Here is a 19107-nt window from a genome sequence, read left to right as displayed (position 1 = left end):
GCGGGGTCAGCGGGTCGCGTCGGGGTGCCCGGGCATGCTCGACCCGCCGCCGCTGCTGCCGGACGAGCCACCGGCGACACCTGAGTTGTCGGGCTCGGTCACGATGTCCGGTCGGACGTCGGTGTCGACCGGCGCGGGCACCTCGGTGTCCGCCTCGACCTGCACCAGCGGCACCTGGCCGGCCTCGTCCTCGCTGTGCTGCGGGTCGCCCGGCAACTCACCGTCGCGCTTTCGGTAGCCCACGCCGTGCCCCCCGTCGATGCCGGTCCGCGTCGGCGCTGGCTACCCGGCGTCGTCCGGGCCGAAACCTCGCGGTCAGCGCCGTCGGCGGCGGCCGGCGGAGGAGGTGGACGGGGACGACCGGCGGACCGGGGTGAGCGGCAGCGCCGTCCAGTGCGCCGGTCGGGTGCGGGTCGCCGGCAGGCCGGTACGGACGTCGCCGCGGGCGGCGTCGAGCTGGGACTGGTGCAGGAAGAGCGTGCTCCGCAGGTCGGCGCCGCGCAGGTCGGCCCCGCGCAGGTCCGCGCCGGTGACGTCGGCCAGACCCAGGTCGACGCCGCGCAGGTCGGCGCCGATCAGCAGCGCACCGCGCAGGTTGGCCCGGCGCAGGTCGGCCCGGCGCAGGTCGACGCCGGGCAGGTGCGCTCCCCGGTGGTCCGCGCCCCCGGGGGAGCGGACCGCGTCGCTGGCCCGGGACAGCAGCGGGTTGACCCGGTCCCGGTGCGCGGCGACGTCCACCGTCCGCAGGTGTCTGGGGTCACCCTCGGTGAGCGCTGTCGTCTCGGCGCGGGCGCGGGTCAGCTCGTCGCGCAGGTCGGCCGGCGGGTGCAGCGCCAGCGCCTCGGTGACGTACCAGAGCAGTTCGTGCAGGGGGCGCAGCACGGCGAACGCCTCCGCCATCGCCGGCAGCGTCTCCGGCGCGTCCCGCCAGTCCCGCCCGCCGAAGGTGACCTGGGCGACCTGCTGCCCGGCTCCGAAACAGTCGAACACGGTGCAGCCGGGAAACCCGCGTTGCCGCAGCTCGGTGTGGATGCCGCAGCGGTGGTCCGGACCCAGGTTGGGGCAGGCCCGCCCGGCCGGTTTGTCGATGGCGAAGTCCGTCGACCGGGCGAACGCGGGCACCACGCAGCACAGGCCGAAGCAGCGTCCGCAGTCGGCGCGAAGCTGCGCCGACCCGGTCGGCGGTGCGGTGCTGGACACGTGGCGGGTCCTCCGGGCGTTCGGGGCGGGACCACCATTGTTTCGCGCGCCGAGCGAACCGGTCGGGCCGGGGTCACCGTCCGTGGGTGTCGCCGGCCGCCGCCGCGCGGGGCGCCGGGGGACGGGAGGCGCCCGGTGGCGGCACCAACCGGTAGATCGCCCGATCCCCGTCGTCGTGCCCGTACTTCTGGTCGAAGTGCCGTTTCACGCTGTCGGCAGGTGTGCGGTCCCCGTCGGCGGGCTCCGCCAGCGCGAACATCGCGGGGGACGCCCCGGGTGCGCGGGGCGGCAGCATGGCGCGCGCGGTCAGCTGCCCGGTCACCCGGAACCCACGGCAGTCGACGTAGTGCTGCCCGTCCACCGTCACGTACGGCACGCGTACCTCGGCCACGTCCGAGTCGTCGTGCAGCAGGGTGACCATGACCGACCAGTACCGCTCCAGGTTGAGGGTGGCCTGTTCGTGCTCCCACAACTCCTCGAAGCGGGCGTGCACGAACCCGCCCCACGGGCTGTCCATGTCCACCTCGAGCTGGGGGACGTTGAACGACAGCTTTCCGATCGGGAAGAACGAGATCAACGCCCGCCCGTCCCACTGGTAGAGCTGGATCGACGGGGACGCGTCGTAGAGCCGGACCTGTAGGCGCTGCCGTAGCCGGGCGTCGAGGGCGTCGGTGAAGACGGCCAGGTGGCGCAGGTTGGTGCGGATCTGCCGGGGTACGTCCACCCGCTGCCGCTCCAACTCCTCGGAGCGTTGCTGCGCCGCGGTGCAGTCCGGGTCGAGCAGGAGCAACTGCACCTGGGCGCCGTTGGCGAGCGCCGCCCGGATCGCGCTCAGCGTCTCCTCGCGGTGCCGCTGTTCCAGCAGGATCGTCCAGGTGTCGAGGATGCGCACCCGGCGGCCGGAGCGGTGCAGCCGGGCCACGAACGCCTGCTGGTCGAAGCTCAGGTGCTCCTGCACCCGCGCCTTGCGGGCCTCCTCGAACAGCGGGTCGAAGATGACGTACGAGATGGCCGCGAGTACGACGCTGGCACCGAGGTTGAGCAGCAGGTCGCTCAGGAAGCCGGTGCTGCGCCAGGCGCCCACCAGCATGACGACGGCGACACCGAGCAGTGCCCCACCGACGACGAAGGCGCGTCGTTGCCGTCCGCCCCGACCAGCCCACTCGGGCATCCGGTCCCCTTCCGCCGTCGGTCGGCCCACTACCGCTTGCTGATCACCGGAATTCGGAGGATACGTGCCCGCTGTGCTGGGCGCTGGCCCGTTCGCCGAGCGGTCGGTTCGCCGCTCGGACCCGGCTCGCCGCTCATAGGGTGACGGTAACGGAGTCGTGCGACCACGGAGGGTGGCGGGTGGACGAGAGTGAACGCGAGCAGGCGCTTCTCACCGTCCTGACCACCGAGCACTACGCGTTGCAGACGTCCCGCGCCGGCACCATCGCCGAGGCCACCGGCCGCGCCACCATCTTCCTGTCCGTCCTGTCGGCGGCGCTGATCGGCCTCGGCTTCGTGGCCAGCAACGACAAGCTGGTCCGGCCGTACCTGGCCGCGGTGCTGCCGACCCTGGTCATCATCGGGGTGCTGACGTTCCTGCGGCTGGTGGAGACCACCGTGGAGAACTCGCTGGACCTGCGGCGGATCCAACGCATCCGGGCCTACTACCAGCACAAGCTCGCCGGGGAGCACGACTTCTTCGCCGACGCGGTGGTGGCCGACGATGCCATGAGCACAGCCTGGAACCTGGTCGGCACGCGACCGGGGCGGTGGGAGTTCCTGCTGACCACCGCCGCACTCGTGGGCGCGGTCAACGCCGTGCTGGGCGGGCTCGGCATCGCGTTGGCAACCACGACCGTCGGGGCCGGGGGAGAGGTGACGGTCCTGGTCGGGGTGCTGGTCGCGGTGGTGGCGTTCGGTGTGCAGTTCGCGTACATCGTCCGGGCGTCGGCCGCGCCGATGCGTTGACGACGCCCGCGGTGGTCAGACCGACCGCCAGTCGTCGTTCGGCAACGCCGCCGCCTGGGGGCCCATCAGCAACATGCCCCCGTCGACCGGCCAGGACGCGCCGGTGACGTAGCCGGCGTCGGGGGAGGCGAGCAACGCGACCACGGCGGCCACCTCCCGGGCGTCGCCGGGCCGCCCCAGCGGCACACCGGGCCGTTCCTGGGTGTACGGGTCGACGTCCTCCTGACCGGTCATCGGCGTGGCGATCTCGCCCGGGGCGACGGCGTTGACGGTGATCCCGTCGGCGGCCAACTCCTGGGCCATCACCCGGGTCAGCAGCCCGAGCCCGCCCTTCGCGGCGCAGTACGCGGCGGAGCCCACCCGGGGCGCGTGCTCGTGCACGCTGGTGATGTTGATGATCCGCCCGCCCGCGCCGGTGGCCCGCATCCGTCGTGCGGCCCGCTGGGCGCACAGGAAGGGCGCGTCCAGGTCGACGGCGAGCACCTCGCGCCACTGCTCCCACCCGGTGTCGACGAACGGCGTCGAGGCCCCGGTGCCGGCGTTGTTGACCAGTACCCCGATGCCGCCCAGCCGATCGGCCAACTCGTCCACCACCCCCGCCGCATCCGGCAGTCGGGTCAGGTCCACCTCGGCGACCTCGCAGCGCCGACCCGTCGCGCGGACCTCGGTGGCCGTCCGCTGCGCGCCGTCGGGATCGCCGTACCAGGTGATGCCGATCTCGAAGCCGGCCTTGGCCAGCGCGACCGCGCAGGCCTTGCCGATGCCGGAGTCCGCGCCGGTGACGACGGCGATCCTCGGGTAGTTCTCGTATCGCTGCGGCATGCTGCCGCACTACCCCGGCAGGGCCGACCCAACCACCACGGGGACCGTGACCTGTCTGCCGACCGCGTACCGTCGCCGGGGTGCGGATCACGCGATTCACCCACTCGTGCGTACGCGTGGAACACGAGGGTGGGGTGCTCGTCGTCGACCCGGGGACGTGGAGTGAGCCGCGCGCCCTGGTCGGCGCGGACGCCGTCCTGGTCACCCACGAACACACCGACCACGTGGACGTGCTGCGCCTGGCCGGCCTGGGCGTCCCCGTGTACGCCCCGGAGGGCGCCCGACTGCCGGATCTCGTCCCGCTGTCGGTGACCCGGGTCCGCGCCGGGCAACGCTTCACGGCGGCCGGCATCGAGGTCAGCGCCCACGGTGGCCGGCACGCCGCCATCCACGGGGGTCAACCGGACTGCCCCAACCTCGGCTACCTGATCGGCGACGGGCTCTACCATCCCGGCGACGCGCTGCACGTGCCCGACGAGCCGGTGCGCACCCTGCTCGTCCCGGCCCAGGGGTCCTGGTTGCGCCTCGACGAGGCGATCCGGTTCGCCGGCGCGGTGGGCGCCGCCGCCGCGTACCCGATCCACGACGCGCAGCTCAACGAGCGCGGCCTGGCCAGCGTCGCCGGCTGGTTCGGCGAGACGATCTCCGGCTACCGTCACCTCGTCCCCGGCGACACCGCCTGACCGAGATCGCCACCGGAGGGCGTGGCGGTGAAGCGGGGCGCGGCGGCGGTCAGCACCGCACTGGCCGTCGGCGTGGACCACCCGTCGGTCACCTCGCTGACCAGCGCGGCGACCAGGCGGGTCAGGGTCGGTTCGGCCTCGGCGTGCAGCGCCTCGGCGACGATCAGCACCGACGACGTGTCGGCCCGCACGGCGGACCAACCGCTCTGCCGGTTCGTCCAGCGCCGGGCGTGTGCCCGCCCGGCGGTGTCGACGAAGGTCACCTCACCCGGGTCGGGATGCTCGGTGTCGCCGGCGAAGGTCTGGTACTCCTCGTCGCCGTGCGCGGGTCGGACCACCAGGTCACCGTCGATCCGGTCCAGGTCGAGCGCGGCGATCGGGATGGCGTACGCGGCCGAGACGGCGTTGCAGAGATCGACAAGCGGGTGGAGCCGGGGCAACTCGCCGTCCAGGCGCAGCCGACGCAGCAGCGCCTCCGCCGCGCACCGGTAGCGGGTGGGTGGCAACCCCATCGCCGCGTACGCCCGCCGCCACGCCTGGATCTCCGGGAAGCCGCTCTCCGGTCCGCCGGCCAGCCGACTGCGGGCGACGGCCAGGTAGCCGGCCGTGCGCCGCGCCACGTCGGCCGTGGCGGTGATGCCGGTGGCGTGGACCACGCCGGCGACCAGATCGGGGTACGCGGCGCGCAGTTGCGCCGAATGTTCGAACCGCACGGCACTCCTATCGTTGGGTGAGGGCGAGGGTCACGCCGAGCGCGACGAACGTGCCGGCGACGGATCGGCGCAGCCAGTCGGTGATGCGGGGGCGGGTGAGCACCCGGTCCCGCACCCGGGCGGCGAAGATGCCGTAGCCGCTGAACACCACGAAGGTGAACAGCATGAACACCGCGCCGCAGGCGAGCATCGCCTGGGTCGAGCCGACGGTGGCGGTGTCGACGAACTGGGGCAGGAACGCGACGAAGAACAGCGTCGGCTTCGGGTTGAGCAGGTTGACCACCACGCCGGAGATGATCACGCGAGTCGCCGAGCGGGGCGCGGCGTCGGTCGTCGCCGTGAAGGCGTCGCGGTCGCGTGCGGTGGACCAGGCCAGATAGAGCAGGTACCCGACGCCGAGGTACCGGACGACGTCGAACGCCACGGCGCTGGTCTGCATCAGCGCGGCCAGCCCGGTCATCGCCGCCAGCAGGTGCGGCAGGGTGCCCAGCGTGCAGGCGAACGCGGCCAGCACGCCGGCTCGGGCGCCCCGGGACAGCCCGGCGGAGAGGGTGAAGAACACCCCCGTGCCCGGGGTGACCACCACGACCAGCGTGGTGACCAGGAAGGCAATGGTCACGGTCGTCCTCCGATGGGTTCGGTGGGGTGGGTCCCCGTGTCCACTCTGCTGCCAAGATGGTCCGGTGAGCAGAGCCAAACCGAGGGCATCCGACAGGTCCATAACGGCGGGGTCGGACTTTCTGCACCTGGCCATCGCCGACGCGCCGCCGGGCGGCCGGGCCGACTGGTTGACCAACCGGTTGCGTCAGGCCATCGCCGACGGGCGGGTGCCGACCGGTGAGCGGCTGCCCCCGACCCGGGTGCTCGCCGCCGACCTCGGCGTCTCCCGGGGTGTGGTCACCGAGGCGTACCAGCGGTTGACCGAGGAGGGTCACGTGGCCGGCCGGGGCCGGGCCGGCACGGTCGTCGTCGCCGCGCCCGCCGCGCCGGTGACCGCCCCGGCCGCCGTGCCGCCCCCGGCCGCACTGTTCCCGCCGGCGCCGGGCAGCGACATCTTCGACGCGGTACGCGCGGCGAGCGCGACGATCGACCTGACGCCCGGCGTACCCGACCTGGCCGCCTTTCCCCGCACCGACTGGCTACGCGCCGAGCGGACCGTGCTGCGTCGCCTCGCCGCGTCCGACCTCGGCTACGGCGACCCGTGCGGCGCGCCGACACTGCGACAGGCCGTCGCCGCCTGGTTGGCCCGCAACCGGGGCATCAGCGTCGACCCCACCGAGGTGATCATCGTGGCCGGCGTCTCCCAGGCGCTCGGGCTCCTCGCCCAGGCACTCACCGCAGCCGGCGTCGACCGGATCGCGGTCGAGGACCCGGGTTCGCTCGGCGTACGTCAGCACCTGAACAACTGGCGGATGGGCACCCCGCCGATCACCGTCGACGACGCCGGGCTGCGCGTCGACGAGTTGGCCGCCAGTGGTGTGCCGGCCGTGATGCTCACCCCCGCACACCAGTTCCCGACCGGCGTCGTGCTCGACGGTGACCGCCGCCGCCACCTCGTCGCCTGGGCGCGGGCCGGCGGTCTGATCATCGAGGACGACTACGACGCCGAGCACCGCTACGACCGTTCACCGGTGCCGGCGCTGCGGGGCCTGCTGCCCGAGCAGGTCTGCTATGCCGGCAGCGTCTCCAAGCTGCTCGCCCCCGCCCTGCGGGTCGGTTGGCTGCTCGTGCCGCCGCGACTGCGTGCGGCGGTGGTGACCGCCAAACGCAACGCCGACCTGGGCAACGCCGTACTCCCGCAACTGGTGTTGGCGGAGTTGCTGACCTCTGGCGCCTTCGAGCGGCATCTGCGGCTGTTGCGCCGCCGACACATCCGCCGACGGGACGCCATGATCGCCGCGCTGGCCCGCGAGTTGCCATCGGCGACGGTGCACGGCGCGGCGGCCGGTCTGCACCTGATGATCACGCTGGACGACGACGTGGTCGACACCGACCTGGCGGCGGCGACGCTGGCGCGGGGGGTCAAGGTGCAACCGCTGTCCTGGCACTGCCAGCGTCCCTACCGGCCGGGCCTCGTGCTCGGCTACGCGGCCCGTACGACGACCGAGATCGAGGAGGGCATCGCGCAGATCGCCCTCGCGGTCGGCCACCGCCAAGCGTCCTGGCCGCGTTCAGCGGCGATTGAGGATGCACAACGCCCGACAGTTCGTCTCCCGAATTATCAGGTGCGCTGATGTACCCTGGTTGAGTGGGCAAGCGTGATGATGACCAGATCGGTATTGTGGCCGCGCTGGTGCGGTCCACGTTCTTGGTGAATGCCGTGTACGCCGAGTCGGCCCAGCGGTACGGCCTGACGCAGCAGCAGGGACAGTTGCTGTGTGTGCTGATGGCGCGTCCATACGGCATGGGTGAATTGGGTGCGGTGCTGAGGCTGGCCAAGTCGAGCCTTACCGGCCTGGTGGACCGCAGTGAGCGCAACGGCCTGGTCCGGCGCGAACCAGACCCGCAGGACGCGCGTGCGGTGCGGGTCGCGCTCACTCCGCACGGCGACCGGCTCGCCGAGGAATTCTATGCCGAGACCTGTCGGCGGATCGGCAACCTGCCGGTGGGGCTCGGTGCCGCCGAACGCGCCACACTCGCCGGTCTGCTCGGCCGCGTCGTGCTGGACAACGAGGTTCCGGTGGTGTTTCTGGAGCCGGGCGACGGAGCCTTCACCGCTCGCAAGCCCTGAGACCGGGATCCCGTGCTCATGAGAGGCTGCTTGCAGTTCGTGTTGCGAACCAATATGGTTCGTGCAGCGAACTGAATTGCCGGCGCTGTCGGGCGGCTGCCCTCTCCCGACGGTCCGTTCGCTGCCCCGGCCCCTCGAATGAAAGGCAGTGCATTGTCGGTACACGAGGTCGTCTTCGGCTTTGGCGCGCACAGCGGCATCGATGAGGGGCCGGAGTTGCTGCGTATGGCCCAACAGGCCGACCAGGACGGACTGGACATCTTCTCGCTGTCGGACCATCCCTACCTCGGCGGGCGCCTGGACGCGTACGCCACCGTCGGATTCATCCTCGGCCGCACGCAGCGCATCTCGGGCTTCGCCAACGTCACCAACCTGCCGACCCGGCCCGCTCCCATGCTGGCGCGGACGGTCACGTCGCTGTCGGCGCTCTCCGGCGGCCGGATCGTGCTCGGCATGGGAGCGGGCGGGCTGTGGGACCGAATCGTCGACATGGGAGTGCCGAAGCTGTCACCGGCCGACGCCGTCGTTGCCTTCGAGGAGGCGATCATCCTGGTCAAGATGCTGTCCGGCGGCGGTCCGCCGGTCACCTACCGGGGACGCCAATACCAGGTGAACCAGATCGAGCCGGCTTCGGTGGCCGCGCCCCCCGTCTGGACCGGATCGGTCGGCCAGAAATCCCTGGCCGCCACCGGCCGGGTGGCCGACGGCTGGATCCCTGGCCACGCTGCGGATTGGCTCAGCGAGCGATACAGGGTGTCGCGGCCGGTCATCGACGAAGCGGCAACGGCCGTGGGCCGCCATCCGCGAGAGATCCGTACGGTCTTCAACTTTCCCGGACGCATCACCGACCGGCCGATGGCTGCCACCCGTGACCGCGACGGCCGCTGGACCGGTGGTTCGGTCGGACAGTGGATCGAGGAGCTGACCGGGGCCGTACTGGAGCACGGGGCGTCCGGCTTCACGCTCTTCTCACCGAGCGGTGGCACGCCGGACATCGTCTCCCTCAGTCGCTGGGCCAGAGAGATCGCCCCGGCCGTACGCGAAGCGATCGAAAGAGGATGACGACCGGGGCCGTGTATCGCAGATCGAGACTCTCCTGACCATGGTCCGCTGGTTGGACGGCCCAGCAGGCTCGGGCTGAGCGGGCCGAGAACGGAATCGCTCAGCCCAGGAAGAGCTGCACCAGCACCAGCACGGCGAGCAGCGCCGGCCCACGTGAGCCCTGCCGCAGCAGGTCGACCGGGATCATGCCGAACGGCGTGTTGACAGTCGCGCCACCGTAGTTGATCGGCGGGCGGGTGCCCGCTCGGAACGCGGCGGCCACCACTCCCAGCGCCAGCGTCGGCGCGAGCCAGGACGGCCCCGGCTCCACGGTCGGCAGGGTCAGCAACCACCACAGGCCCGCTCCGACGGCCGGCACCACCAGGTGGACCCCGCGCAGCAGGTCGTCGCTGCCGCCCAGCGCCCGGCGCAGTCCGGGTGACCGGCTGATCGACCGCAGGCCACCGGTCAACCGGTTGGCGGCGAGGTAGGCGAACACCACCTGCGCGGCCCCGGCCAACCCGGGCAGGGCGAGCGCGGCGGCGTACTGCACGCCGATCAGCGTCGCCCAGATCAGCAGGGCGCTCGGGTGGCGGCGCAACCGGCGCACGTCCGCCTGGAGGAACGCCCACCAGCCGGGGCCGGGCAGGAACCGGCGGCTGTGGACCCGGCCGATCCGACGCCACCGTCGGCTCTCCACCAGGCCGGTGAGCAGGCTCGGATCGAGCAGGATCGTCGCCGTGGCGGCGGCGTTGGCGAACTGCGCGCCGGTGGTCAGCGTGGCCCGGTCGACCCGGGGCAGCGCGCGGACCGCGCGGATCGTGCCCAGCCCGGCGAGGGGCAGCGCGAGGGCGAACAGCGCGACGGTCGGCGTCGCCGCCGGCCGGGGCAGCCCGTCACCGAGGTGACCGAGGAGCACCACCGCGGTGGTGACGACGGCAGCCGCCACCATCGGCGCCGCGCCGGCCACCGCCGGCCACCGCCGACCCGCCCGGCTGCTCTGGGCGACGACGCTGAGCGCCAGCGCCGCAGCCCCCCACCCCGCGCCGGCCGCGGCCGCCCAGCCCAGCGCCACCGGATCGCTGACCCCGCCGAGCGCCGCCACGGCCAGCCCGAGCGTCGCCGTGCCCGCCGCGGCGCCGACCAGCAGAAGGACGAACCGCGGCGCCAGCCACGCCCGCCGGTCGACCGGCGCGCTCGTCGCCCAGCTCTGCGTGGCCGGGGTGACCAGCAGCGGGCCGAGCGCGCGCAGGCCACGCCAGGCCAGGCCGGCGCCGGCCAGCAGCGCGGCGAGCGCCAGCCACCAGCGCACCCCCGGCTCCGCCTGCCCCACGGTCGGGGAATCCAGCAGGTCGCGGCTGGCGCTGATCGCGAACCAGCCGTACATGCCGGTGAACAGGACGATGACGTACGCGTCGCCCAGCACGTCGCCGAAGGAGTGATCGTGGTGTCGGCTGCGCGCCCGGCGCAGGTGGGTACGCAGTTGCCGGGCGGTGGGCACCCCGGTCGGCGTGTCGGCGATGGTGGCCGGTGGGGCGCTCACCGGCCGATCTCGATGCGCTCGTCGACCACCGCGTCGATCAGCTCCGGGTCGTGTGAGGCCAGCAGCACGGCGGTGCCCGCTGCCCGTTCCCGGAGCAGTCGGTCGGCGAGCCACTGTCGCCCGCGTACGTCGAGGCGCTGCTCCGGCTCGTCGAGGATCAGCACCCGGCGTGGCCGGACGAAACAGGACGCCAGCGCCAATCGGCGGCGCTGCCCGCTGGACAGGGTCACCGGCAGCTGGTCGCGGGCCGGCTCCAGACCCAACTCGGCCAGGACCTCCTCGACCGGCTCGGCGTTGCTCCCGTGGGCGTACGCGACCAGCTCCAGATGCTCGACCACGGACAGGTCGGGGAAGAAGTCGATGTCGTCCAGGGCGGCCGCCACCAGCGCCCGCACCTGCGGATCGGTCTCGTCGGCCCGGCGGCCCTGCACCAGCACCTCGCCCGCGTCCGGCCGGTCCGCGCCCACCACACAACGCAGCAGGGTGGTCTTGCCGCTGCCGTTGGGGCCCAGCACCACGGCGATCCGGCCCGCCGGGAGCGTGAAGCTCACGTCGTCGAGCACGACCAGGTCGCCGAAGTTGCGGCTGAGTCCCCGTACCGAGAGTGCGTCCACGATGCCAGAGTCTCCCAGACCGGTGCCGCCGACCAACGCGAGCGACCTACGTCACGCCGTTGGCGGGGTCGTCCTGTCGGTGAGTCTCGTAGAGGGCGGCGAGCCCGGCGGCGGTGGCCGCCAGGCGTTCGCGCAGCGCGACCGGGGTCAGCACCTCGACGTCGGCGCCGAGGCGGAGCAACTCGCCGTGGGCGTGGGTGAGCGACTCGATCGGCAGCACCGCGGTCACCCAGCCCCGCGCGTCCGGCGGCTGGGCGCTGGCGTCCATCGCGGTCACCACCGGATCGCTGCCGATCTCGCGCAGCCGTTGCCGGCCGGCGGGGGAGAGCCGGACGGTGGCCTCGTCGCGGTGCAGGCGGGCCCGGAACTGCACCACGTGTGCCTGCCACCAGGCCGGCAGGTCGAAGTCGGCCGGTCGGACGAACTCCTGCGGCAGCGGGGTCAGCGCGAGGATCTGGTTGACCCGGTAGGTCGCCGGAGCGCCTCGGCCGGGCTGGTCGGCCACCACATACCAGCGGCCGCCCTTGAGCACCAGGCCGTACGGCTCCAGCACCCGGGTCACCTCGCCGTTCCACCCGCGGTAGCGCACCTCGACGCGGTGCTGCTGCCAGACCGCCTCGGCCGTGCGGGTCAGCTCGGGGGAGGCGTCGCCGTCGGCGTACCAGCCGGGGGTGTCCAGGTGGAAGCGTTGCTGGAGCTGGGTCGCCCGGTCGCGCAGGGGAGCGGGAAGCGCGGCGTGCAGCTTCAGTCGCAGCGCGTCCACCACGTCGCCGTAGCCCAGCTCGTCGGCCGGACCGGGCAACCCGGCCAGGAACAACCGTTCGGCCTCCCCGGCGGTGAGCCCGGTCAGCCGGGTTCGCCAGCCGTCGACCAGTTGGTAGCCGCCGGCGTGCCCGGCCTCCCCATAGAGCGGGATGCCGGCGGCGTGCAGCGAGTCCACGTCCCGGTAGATCGTGCGGGGAGAGACGGTCAGCCGCTCGGCGAGCTGTGCGGCGGTCAACCGGCCGTGCTGCTGGAGCAGCAGGAGCAACGAGAGAAGTCGAGAAGCCCGCACTTCACTGACACTAGTTGTCAGGGGACCGGTCCTACCGTCCCGGCATGGCATTTCGCGACAAGGAACTTCGCACCCCCGGACCGGTGACCGTGGGCGGCAGACAATTCAAGCGCTACCACATCGACCAGCCGGAGCAGCCGATCGAACCGGAGGTGGAGAAGGCCGCGTACGAGCAGATGCCGTTGCTGCTCGTCGACCTCGTCGACGACGGCACCCCGGCCGCCGGCTGGGTGGTGCTGCACCGGGGCGCGGACAGCGGCGCCTACCTGCTGGCGTACTCCTGGGTGTGGGACAACGCGGTGGAGGTCCGGGTCGCCGCGGCCGGGCAGCCGGCGCTGGACTGCCCGGACGAGGACCCGACCCACTTCGTGAAGGTCCATCGACCCGCGATCGGGTGCGTGTGGGAGTTGGCGGTGCTGGAACACGAGCGGGCCGCCTGGGTTCGGCACGTGCTTGCGCCGGAGGCCCCCGACCTGACTGGATATCTCAACGACACGCGAGCAGAAGGGCCGGTGGGCCGCTGATGGGCGACTTCGACTTCTTTGTGGGCACCTGGAACGTGGTGAACCGGCGGCTGCGCAAGCGGCTGGTGGGCTCCGACGAGTGGGAGGAGTTTCCCGGGGTGTCCGTCGCGCACGGCTTCTTCGGCGGCGGCGGCCACTTCGACGAGATCACCTTCCCGACCAAGGGTTCCGCAGGCGCCACCGTCCGGGTCTTCGACCCGGCCCGGCAGGAGTGGTCGATCTACTGGGTGAGCAGTGTCGACGGGGTGCTGGGGTTGCCGCCGATGGTGGGCCGCTTCGTCGACGGGGTGGGGCACTTCTACGCCGACGACCAGCACGAGGGCCGACCGGTGCGGTGCCGGTTCATCTGGTCGGACATCAGCGCGACCACGGCCCGCTGGGAGCAGGCGTTCTCCGTCGACGGTGAGCAGACCTGGGAAACCAACTGGATCATGATCTTCAGCAAGGCGTCCGACTAGCGACGGTTTCCGGCCATCCGGGCGCGGTGTTAGTGTCCGTCCACCGCCCCGGATGGAGGAACTCGATGGCCTCCGACCACGTCGACGTGCTGATCATCGGCGCCGGCCTGTCCGGCATCGGCGCCGCCTGCCACCTGCGCCGGGACTGCCCCGACAAGACGTACGCGGTGCTGGAGGCGCGCGACGCCGTCGGCGGCACCTGGGACCTGTTCCGCTACCCGGGCATCCGCTCCGACTCGGACATGTTCACCCTCGGTTACTCGTTCAAGCCGTGGACCGCCCCGAAGGCCATCGCCGACGGCGCCACCATCCGGGAGTACGTGCGGGAGACCGCCCGCGAGTACGACGTGCGGCGGCACATCCGCTTCCGACACCGGGTGGTGCGCGCCGAGTGGGACAGCGGCGCCGCCCGCTGGACGGTGTACGCGCACCGCACCGACACCGCCGAAACCGTCGTGCTGACCTGCTCGTTCCTGTTCGCCTGCACCGGCTACTACCGCTACGACGAGGGATACACCCCGGCCCTGCCCGGCGTCGACGCGTACGCCGGGCGGCTGGTGCACCCGCAGCACTGGCCCGACGACCTTGACCACACCGGCGCTCGGGTGGTGGTGATCGGCAGCGGCGCGACCGCGGTCACCCTGGTGCCGGCCCTGGCGGAGCGGGCCGCCCACGTGACCATGCTCCAGCGCTCACCGACGTACGTCCTGGCCCGGCCCTCGCGCGACCGGCTGGCCGACGCGCTACGGCGGCGGCTGCCGGCGACCGTCGCGTACCCGGTGGTGCGCTGGAAGAACGTGCTGCTGTCCACCGCCACCTTCCAGCTCAGCCGGCGCGCCCCCGGTCTGGTGAGGCGGGCGCTGCGGCGGACCGCGACCGGCCTGCTGCCGGTGGGCTACGACGTCGACCGGCACTTCTCGCCCCGGTACGACCCGTGGGACCAGCGGCTCTGCGTGGCGCCCGACGGTGACCTGTTCACGGCCGTGCGTGCGGGCAGGGCGTCGGTGGTGACCGACACCATCGACACGTTCACCGCGCACGGTGTCCGGTTGACCTCCGGTGCGGAGTTGCCCGCCGACATCGTGGTCACCGCGACCGGGCTCAACCTGCTCGCCCTGGGTGGCCTGACCCTGCGCGTGGACGGCACCGAGGTCAACCTCCCGGGCACCGTCGCCTACAAGGGCATGATGCTGTCCGGGGTGCCGAACTTCGCGCTGACCCTCGGCTACACCAACGCGTCGTGGACGCTCAAGGCCGACCTGGTCGCCGGGTACGTCTGCCGGTTGCTGCGCCACCTGGACCGCACCGGCCAGCAGGTCGTCACCCCGCTGCCACCCGCCGACGACGGGCGCGTGCCGCTGATCGACCTGCGCTCCTCCTACGTGCTGCGCGGTGTCGACGCGCTGCCCCGCCAGGGTGTGCGCGCACCCTGGCGGCTGCACCAGAACTACGCCCGCGACGTGCTGCTGATGCGCCACGGTCGGCTCACCGACGAGGGGGTGCGGTTCTCCCGCGCCACCGCGCCCACCCACCGTCCCGTACCGACCCGTCCGGCTGCTCGCCGGTGACCGTCAGCGGAGGAGCAGCGACCGTGCGGAGATTCGACTTCACCGGCGCGACAGCCGTGGTCACCGGGGCGGCCAGCGGCATCGGCGCGGCGCTGGCGCACGCGCTGGCAGGCAGGGGCACCGACCTGGTCCTGGTGGACCGCGACGCCGAGCGGCTGGACGCGGTCGCCGCCGTGATCCGTGCCGACCACCCGGACCGGCAGGCGCACACGTACCTGGTGGACCTCGCCGACGTGGACTCCACCGCCCGGGTGGCCGCCGAGATCGGCAGGCGGCACCCGCGCGTACGCCTGTTGGTGAACAATGCCGGCGTCGGCCTGGGCGGCCGGTTCGACCAGGTGACGTTCGACGAGTTCAACTGGGTGATCGACGTCAACTTCCGGGCCGTGGTGCAGCTGACCCACGCGCTGCTGCCGACGCTGAAGGCAGAGCCGGGCGCGCACCTGGTCAACATCTCCAGCCTGTTCGGGCTGATCGCGCCGGCCGGGCAGACCGCGTACTCGGCGAGCAAGTTCGCGGTGCGCGGCTTCACCGAGGCGCTGCGCCACGAGCTGGTCGACGACGGCATCGGGGTGACCTCGGTGCACCCCGGCGGGATCCGCACCCGGATCACGGCGAACGCCCGGATCGGCAGCGGCGTCTCACCCGAGGAGTACGCGGCCGGCCGGGCACAGTTCGAGAAGCTGCTCACCATCGCGCCGGAGCGGGCCGCCGAGGTGATCCTGCGCGGCGTCGAGCGGCGGCGGGGCCGGGTGCTGATCGGCTGGTCGGCGAAGCTGCCGGACCTGCTGGCCCGGGTCCTGCCGGGCTCGTACAACCGGCTGCTGGTCGCCGGTCTGAACCGGGGCGTCGTCCGCCGGGCGGCCGCCACCCCCGGTGTGCCGGCGCAACGCCCCGGCGACACCGACGCGGTCCGCGACGTGGCCTGACCGGCGGCGCGGTCACGGCGGTGTGCTGCCCCGCTTCTCCTCCTGGGCCAGCACCGCCTCGCGGTGCTCCGGGTCGTCGCGACGCTCCAGCTCGGCGGCGAGGCGCGCATCGGTCGCCAGCCGCACCCGGTTGCGGTGCAGGAAACTCTCGAAACCCCCGGTGTACGGGCAGGCCAGGTCGCCGAGCGCCCGCTCCGGGGTGTAGCGGCAGCCGGCGCAGTAGTCGCTGATCTCGTCGATGTCGGTGCCGTCCACCGCGTACGGGCGGGTGTCCACCCGGGCCAGGTCGGCGTACTGGCTCATGCCGATCACCGTCGCGTTCATCACCCAGTCGGTGCCGTCGACGAAGCAGCGCTGGAACCAGTCCGCCACCTCGGTGGGACGCCAGCCGCGTTGCAACGCGTAGTTCGCCAGCACCAGCAGCCGGGGCGTGTGGTGTGTCCAGGCCCGATCCCGGACGGCGGCGAGGACGTCGGCCAGGCAGCGCGCCTCCACCGCGTCGGCGTCCAGCTCGGCGAACCACTGCGGGATCGGCTCGGTCGCGGCCAACCAGTTCGCCCCCCGGTAGCGCGGCTCGAAGTACCAGTAGAGCTGCCAGAGGAACTCCCGCCAGCCGAGCAGCCCTCGGATGAACGGCTCCACCGCCGCGCGGGGGGCCGTGCCGTCCCGCCACGCCTGCTCGGCGGCGCGTACCGCCGGCTCCGGGTGCAGCAACCCCAGGTTGAACGAGGACGAGAGCGTCGAGTGGGCGAGCAACGGATCCGTACCGCTCATCACGTCGGCGTAGCGGCCGTACGCGGGGAGCCGGTGGGTCAGGAAGTGCGCGAGTCGGGCCTGCGCCTCGGTGTGGGTGGCCGGGTGCCGCCGGGGACCGTCCCGGCCGACGAACCGCACCCCGTCGGCGGCCCACCGGTCCAGGTCGCGGCGCACCTCCGCGTCGATGTCATCCTCGACGATCGGCGGCGGTGGGGTTGGTGCGACAGGCGCGGCGCGACTCTCGGTGCGCGGCCGCCGTCCCGGCCCGGTCGCGGTGGTCAGCACGCCGTGGCGGCGGCGGGCGTCCCGGTAGAAGTCGGTCATCCGCAACGAGCCGCGTCGCGGGCGGTCCGCCCAGCCGGCGAAGTCGGTCTGGCTGGTGATGAAGCCGCGCGGTGGCAGCACGGTCAGGCCCGGCACCGACCGGGCGAAGCGCAGCGCCGCCCGGGAGTGCGGATGGCACACCTCCAGTGGCTCACCGACCCGCGCGAACGCCTGCCGGAACGTGTCGGTCCGCAGCAGCAGCGCCCGGTCACCCAGCTCGGCGGCACGGTGACGCAGCGCGGACAGGATCAGGTGCGCCTTCTGTCGGTGCAGCGGTCGGCGGCGGAAGAGGTCCCGGACCTCCACCAGCAACACCGGCTGGTCAGGGTCGTCGAGGAAGTGCGGCCCGAGCTGATCGGCCAGCAACCATCGGCGGCGAGGCATGCCGCAATTCTGCCTACCTTCGGGCCGTCGCGCCCGGTGCCGCACCGGAAGTCGGGCACCGAGATGTCCGCCGGCGAGTCAGGACGGGTGGATCCCGGCGCTCGGCCCGACGTCGCGGCCGCGCAACAGCACGGTCAGCGTCACGAGGGCGACGAGCAGCGCCGCGAGCACGTACACCGGGGCCGGGCCGAGCGGCGCGAGCAGTGCCAACAGCGCGACGACGGGGAAGGCGACGACCACCGCGCCGTGCTGCTGCCGGCGTACGTGCAGCACCCAGACCGTGAGCAGGAAGACGGCGATCGGAATGGCCACCGCGTACCCGGCGGTGCTCCCGGAGACGTGCGCGAGGTGCCGCTCGACGTCCACCGACACCGCCAGGCCGGCGCCGATCGCGGCGATCGCGGCGAAGATCAGGTAGTGGCCGTAGCCCCAGATCAGGGAGTACGGCATCCGGTCGGGCGCCTCGATGGGCCGGTCGAAGTAGAGCCACCAGAGCGCGAACACGATGACCGCGCCGGCCGCCGCGAGCGACCAGAGGTCGTGCTCGCCGGCGTCGAGCCCGGTCTGGATCGCGATCGAGATGGCCAGGACGGCCTCGCCGAGCACGATCAGGGTGAACAGCCCGTACCGTTCGGCGATGTGTCCGGGATGCCAGGGGGTCATCCCGGGGCGTTCGGCCACCGCCGGCACCAGCAGGTCGGCAAGTGCCAGCAGCACGAACGTCGCGATGCCCCACTCGGCGGGCAGCGTGAGCCGCAGCAGCCAGCCGATCTGCACCACGGTCACGCCGATCGCGTAACGGGTCGCCGCCGCGCGGTGCCGAGGGTCTCCGGCGGCGGCTCGGGTCCAGTGCACGACGGCGGCCAGTCGCATCACCACGTACCCGTAGGTGATGACGGCGAAGTCGCCGTCGGCGAACGCGCGTGGCACGCCGGCCGCCAGGATCAGCGCTCCGGAGATCTGCACCAGGGTGGTGATCCGGTAGACGTCGTCGTCGGTGTCGTACGCCGAGGCGAACCAGGTGAAGTTCACCCACGACCACCAGATCGCGAAGAACACCATGGCGTAGCTGGCCGCGGCGTGGCCGAGGTGGCCCTCGGCGACGTCGTGGTGCAGGCTGCTGGCCGCCTGCGCGACGGCCACCACGAAACAGAGGTCGAAGAGGAGTTCCAGCGGGGTGGCCGCGCGGTGTGGCTCGTCGCGACGATGGGGCCGCATCGGCCGGTAGAACGGCCGCACCGAACGGGAGTTCGTCACCGCCGCTCCTCAGGCGGGGCTCACCGGCGTCGGCGGCCGTGGGTCAGCCCCTCCACCACCAGGGTCAGCCCGGCGCCGACGAGCCAGACGTCCTTGGCGAGCCCGGCACCCTGCTGGGTCGGTCGGATGCTGCCGGGCTCGCGCATCCCCGGCGTCTTCAGGTAGAGCTGCACCAGACCCGCGCCGAACGCGGTCAGGCCGAGGCCGACCAGGGGGGTCGGGACGAACGGCGCGAGCAACGCGGCCCCCAGGGCGATCTCCGAGTACGACAGCAGCTTCGCGAAGCGCGGTGGGTCGAACTGACCGAGTTGCGGCATGGCGGCGACCGCCATCCCGTGCATGCCCTCGGCGGCGGCGCCCTCCAGGTTGCGCTTGCCCAGACCCGAGTTGAGAAAGTACGCGCCGATGCTGACTCGAAGCGGCAGGTGCGCGAGCTTCATGATCACTCCCCATTGGCCGTGGTCGAATGCGGCAGGCGTACCCCGGACCGCCCGCGATAACCCGTCCGGCCGGCTGGGCTGGCCGTGGTGGTCGCGGTAGGTTCGCC

21 protein-coding genes are annotated in these 19107 nt (G+C 72.8%); 9 read left to right on the top strand and 12 right to left on the bottom strand.

All coding sequences use genetic code 11. From position 1 onward, the window contains the following. Window positions 1-6: 6 nt before the first annotated feature. The 3 genes from AB0C01_RS29380 to AB0C01_RS29370 form a co-directional block, all read right to left on the bottom strand. A complete protein-coding gene (locus AB0C01_RS29380) occupies window positions 7-243 on the bottom strand; it encodes a preprotein translocase YidC (RefSeq protein ID WP_357239292.1) in 237 nt (78 codons plus the stop codon). Window positions 244-315: 72 nt separating this feature from the next. Further along, on the bottom strand, window positions 316-1200 hold the full coding sequence (locus AB0C01_RS29375; protein WP_357572676.1) for a pentapeptide repeat-containing protein: 885 nt from the start codon (window positions 1198-1200) through the stop codon (window positions 316-318). Window positions 1201-1273: 73 nt separating this feature from the next. Next, window positions 1274-2371 (bottom strand): DUF5919 domain-containing protein, encoded by a 1098-nt coding sequence (locus tag AB0C01_RS29370; protein WP_357572675.1) that lies wholly within the window; start codon window positions 2369-2371, stop codon window positions 1274-1276. 179 nt (window positions 2372-2550) lie between these two features. Here AB0C01_RS29370 and AB0C01_RS29365 point away from each other — a divergent pair, with 179 nt between their 5' ends. Next, window positions 2551-3159, top strand: coding sequence for a hypothetical protein (locus AB0C01_RS29365; RefSeq protein ID WP_357572674.1), 609 nt, complete (start codon window positions 2551-2553; stop codon window positions 3157-3159). Window positions 3160-3174: 15 nt separating this feature from the next. Here the strand turns inward: AB0C01_RS29365 and AB0C01_RS29360 are convergent, their stop codons facing one another. After that, the gene (locus AB0C01_RS29360) at window positions 3175-3981 is read right to left on the bottom strand and encodes an SDR family oxidoreductase (protein WP_357239280.1); all 807 of its coding nucleotides are present in this window, start codon (window positions 3979-3981) and stop codon (window positions 3175-3177) included. An 80-nt stretch (window positions 3982-4061) separates the two neighbouring features. Between AB0C01_RS29360 and AB0C01_RS29355 the strand changes: the two genes are divergently transcribed. Further along, window positions 4062-4664 (top strand): MBL fold metallo-hydrolase, encoded by a 603-nt coding sequence (locus AB0C01_RS29355; RefSeq protein WP_357572673.1) that lies wholly within the window; start codon window positions 4062-4064, stop codon window positions 4662-4664. Here AB0C01_RS29355 and AB0C01_RS29350 read toward each other — a convergent pair. Continuing rightward, window positions 4637-5377, bottom strand: coding sequence for a phenylalanine--tRNA ligase beta subunit-related protein (locus tag AB0C01_RS29350; RefSeq protein WP_357572672.1), 741 nt, complete (start codon window positions 5375-5377; stop codon window positions 4637-4639). The genes AB0C01_RS29355 and AB0C01_RS29350 overlap by 28 nt on opposite strands. A gap of 7 nt (window positions 5378-5384) precedes the next feature. Continuing rightward, window positions 5385-5996 carry a LysE family translocator gene (locus AB0C01_RS29345; protein ID WP_357572671.1) on the bottom strand — a complete coding sequence of 204 codons (612 nt, stop codon included), beginning with the start codon at window positions 5994-5996 and terminating at the stop codon, window positions 5385-5387. Window positions 5997-6060: 64 nt separating this feature from the next. Here AB0C01_RS29345 and AB0C01_RS29340 point away from each other — a divergent pair, with 64 nt between their 5' ends. The 3 genes from AB0C01_RS29340 to AB0C01_RS29330 all read left to right on the top strand — a co-directional run bounded on the left by AB0C01_RS29340 (window position 6061) and on the right by AB0C01_RS29330 (window position 9170). Continuing rightward, window positions 6061-7611 carry a PLP-dependent aminotransferase family protein gene (locus AB0C01_RS29340; RefSeq protein WP_357239267.1) on the top strand — a complete coding sequence of 517 codons (1551 nt, stop codon included), beginning with the start codon at window positions 6061-6063 and terminating at the stop codon, window positions 7609-7611. Between the two features lie 14 nt (window positions 7612-7625). After that, window positions 7626-8108 carry a MarR family transcriptional regulator gene (locus AB0C01_RS29335; RefSeq protein WP_357239264.1) on the top strand — a complete coding sequence of 161 codons (483 nt, stop codon included), beginning with the start codon at window positions 7626-7628 and terminating at the stop codon, window positions 8106-8108. Window positions 8109-8261: 153 nt separating this feature from the next. Next, entirely contained in the window at window positions 8262-9170 is a 909-nt protein-coding gene (locus AB0C01_RS29330) for an LLM class flavin-dependent oxidoreductase (RefSeq protein WP_357239261.1), read from the top strand. Between the two features lie 100 nt (window positions 9171-9270). Here AB0C01_RS29330 and AB0C01_RS29325 read toward each other — a convergent pair whose 3' ends face one another. The 3 genes from AB0C01_RS29325 to AB0C01_RS29315 are packed head-to-tail and all read right to left on the bottom strand — an operon-like array spanning window position 9271 to window position 12360. Then, window positions 9271-10692 (bottom strand): DUF6297 family protein, encoded by a 1422-nt coding sequence (locus AB0C01_RS29325; protein WP_357239258.1) that lies wholly within the window; start codon window positions 10690-10692, stop codon window positions 9271-9273. Beyond that, entirely contained in the window at window positions 10689-11306 is a 618-nt protein-coding gene (locus AB0C01_RS29320) for an ABC transporter ATP-binding protein (RefSeq protein ID WP_357239255.1), read from the bottom strand. The genes AB0C01_RS29325 and AB0C01_RS29320 overlap by 4 nt, the downstream gene beginning before the upstream one ends. A gap of 46 nt (window positions 11307-11352) precedes the next feature. Beyond that, on the bottom strand, window positions 11353-12360 hold the full coding sequence (locus AB0C01_RS29315; protein WP_357572670.1) for a WYL domain-containing protein: 1008 nt from the start codon (window positions 12358-12360) through the stop codon (window positions 11353-11355). Between the two features lie 44 nt (window positions 12361-12404). On the opposite strand from AB0C01_RS29315, the gene AB0C01_RS29310 reads away from it, so the two are divergent. The 4 genes from AB0C01_RS29310 (at window position 12405) to AB0C01_RS29295 (ending at window position 15839) form a co-directional block, all read left to right on the top strand. Then, window positions 12405-12884: a hypothetical protein gene (locus AB0C01_RS29310; RefSeq protein WP_357572669.1), complete on the top strand. Its 480-nt coding sequence runs from the start codon at window positions 12405-12407 to the stop codon at window positions 12882-12884. Continuing rightward, a complete protein-coding gene (locus AB0C01_RS29305) occupies window positions 12884-13342 on the top strand; it encodes a hypothetical protein (RefSeq protein ID WP_357572668.1) in 459 nt (152 codons plus the stop codon). The genes AB0C01_RS29310 and AB0C01_RS29305 overlap by 1 nt, the downstream gene beginning before the upstream one ends. A gap of 65 nt (window positions 13343-13407) precedes the next feature. Further along, on the top strand, window positions 13408-14910 hold the full coding sequence (locus tag AB0C01_RS29300; protein ID WP_357572667.1) for an NAD(P)/FAD-dependent oxidoreductase: 1503 nt from the start codon (window positions 13408-13410) through the stop codon (window positions 14908-14910). A 23-nt stretch (window positions 14911-14933) separates the two neighbouring features. After that, on the top strand, window positions 14934-15839 hold the full coding sequence (locus AB0C01_RS29295; protein WP_357572666.1) for an SDR family NAD(P)-dependent oxidoreductase: 906 nt from the start codon (window positions 14934-14936) through the stop codon (window positions 15837-15839). A 12-nt stretch (window positions 15840-15851) separates the two neighbouring features. Here AB0C01_RS29295 and AB0C01_RS29290 read toward each other — a convergent pair whose 3' ends face one another. The 3 genes from AB0C01_RS29290 to AB0C01_RS29280 all read right to left on the bottom strand — a co-directional run bounded on the left by AB0C01_RS29290 (window position 15852) and on the right by AB0C01_RS29280 (window position 19000). Continuing rightward, complete coding sequence (locus AB0C01_RS29290) at window positions 15852-17303, bottom strand: cryptochrome/photolyase family protein (protein WP_357239237.1); 1452 nt, start codon at window positions 17301-17303, stop codon at window positions 15852-15854. 78 nt (window positions 17304-17381) lie between these two features. Further along, on the bottom strand, window positions 17382-18560 hold the full coding sequence (locus tag AB0C01_RS29285) for a low temperature requirement protein A (RefSeq protein WP_357239234.1): 1179 nt from the start codon (window positions 18558-18560) through the stop codon (window positions 17382-17384). A 20-nt stretch (window positions 18561-18580) separates the two neighbouring features. Continuing rightward, window positions 18581-19000, bottom strand: coding sequence for a hypothetical protein (locus tag AB0C01_RS29280; RefSeq protein WP_357239231.1), 420 nt, complete (start codon window positions 18998-19000; stop codon window positions 18581-18583). Window positions 19001-19107: the final 107 nt, after the last annotated feature.

This window comes from Micromonospora sp. NPDC048905, assembly GCF_040649655.1.
Taxonomy (GTDB): Bacteria; Actinomycetota; Actinomycetes; order Mycobacteriales; family Micromonosporaceae; genus Micromonospora.
This window is presented reverse-complemented; position numbering and strand designations above follow the sequence as displayed.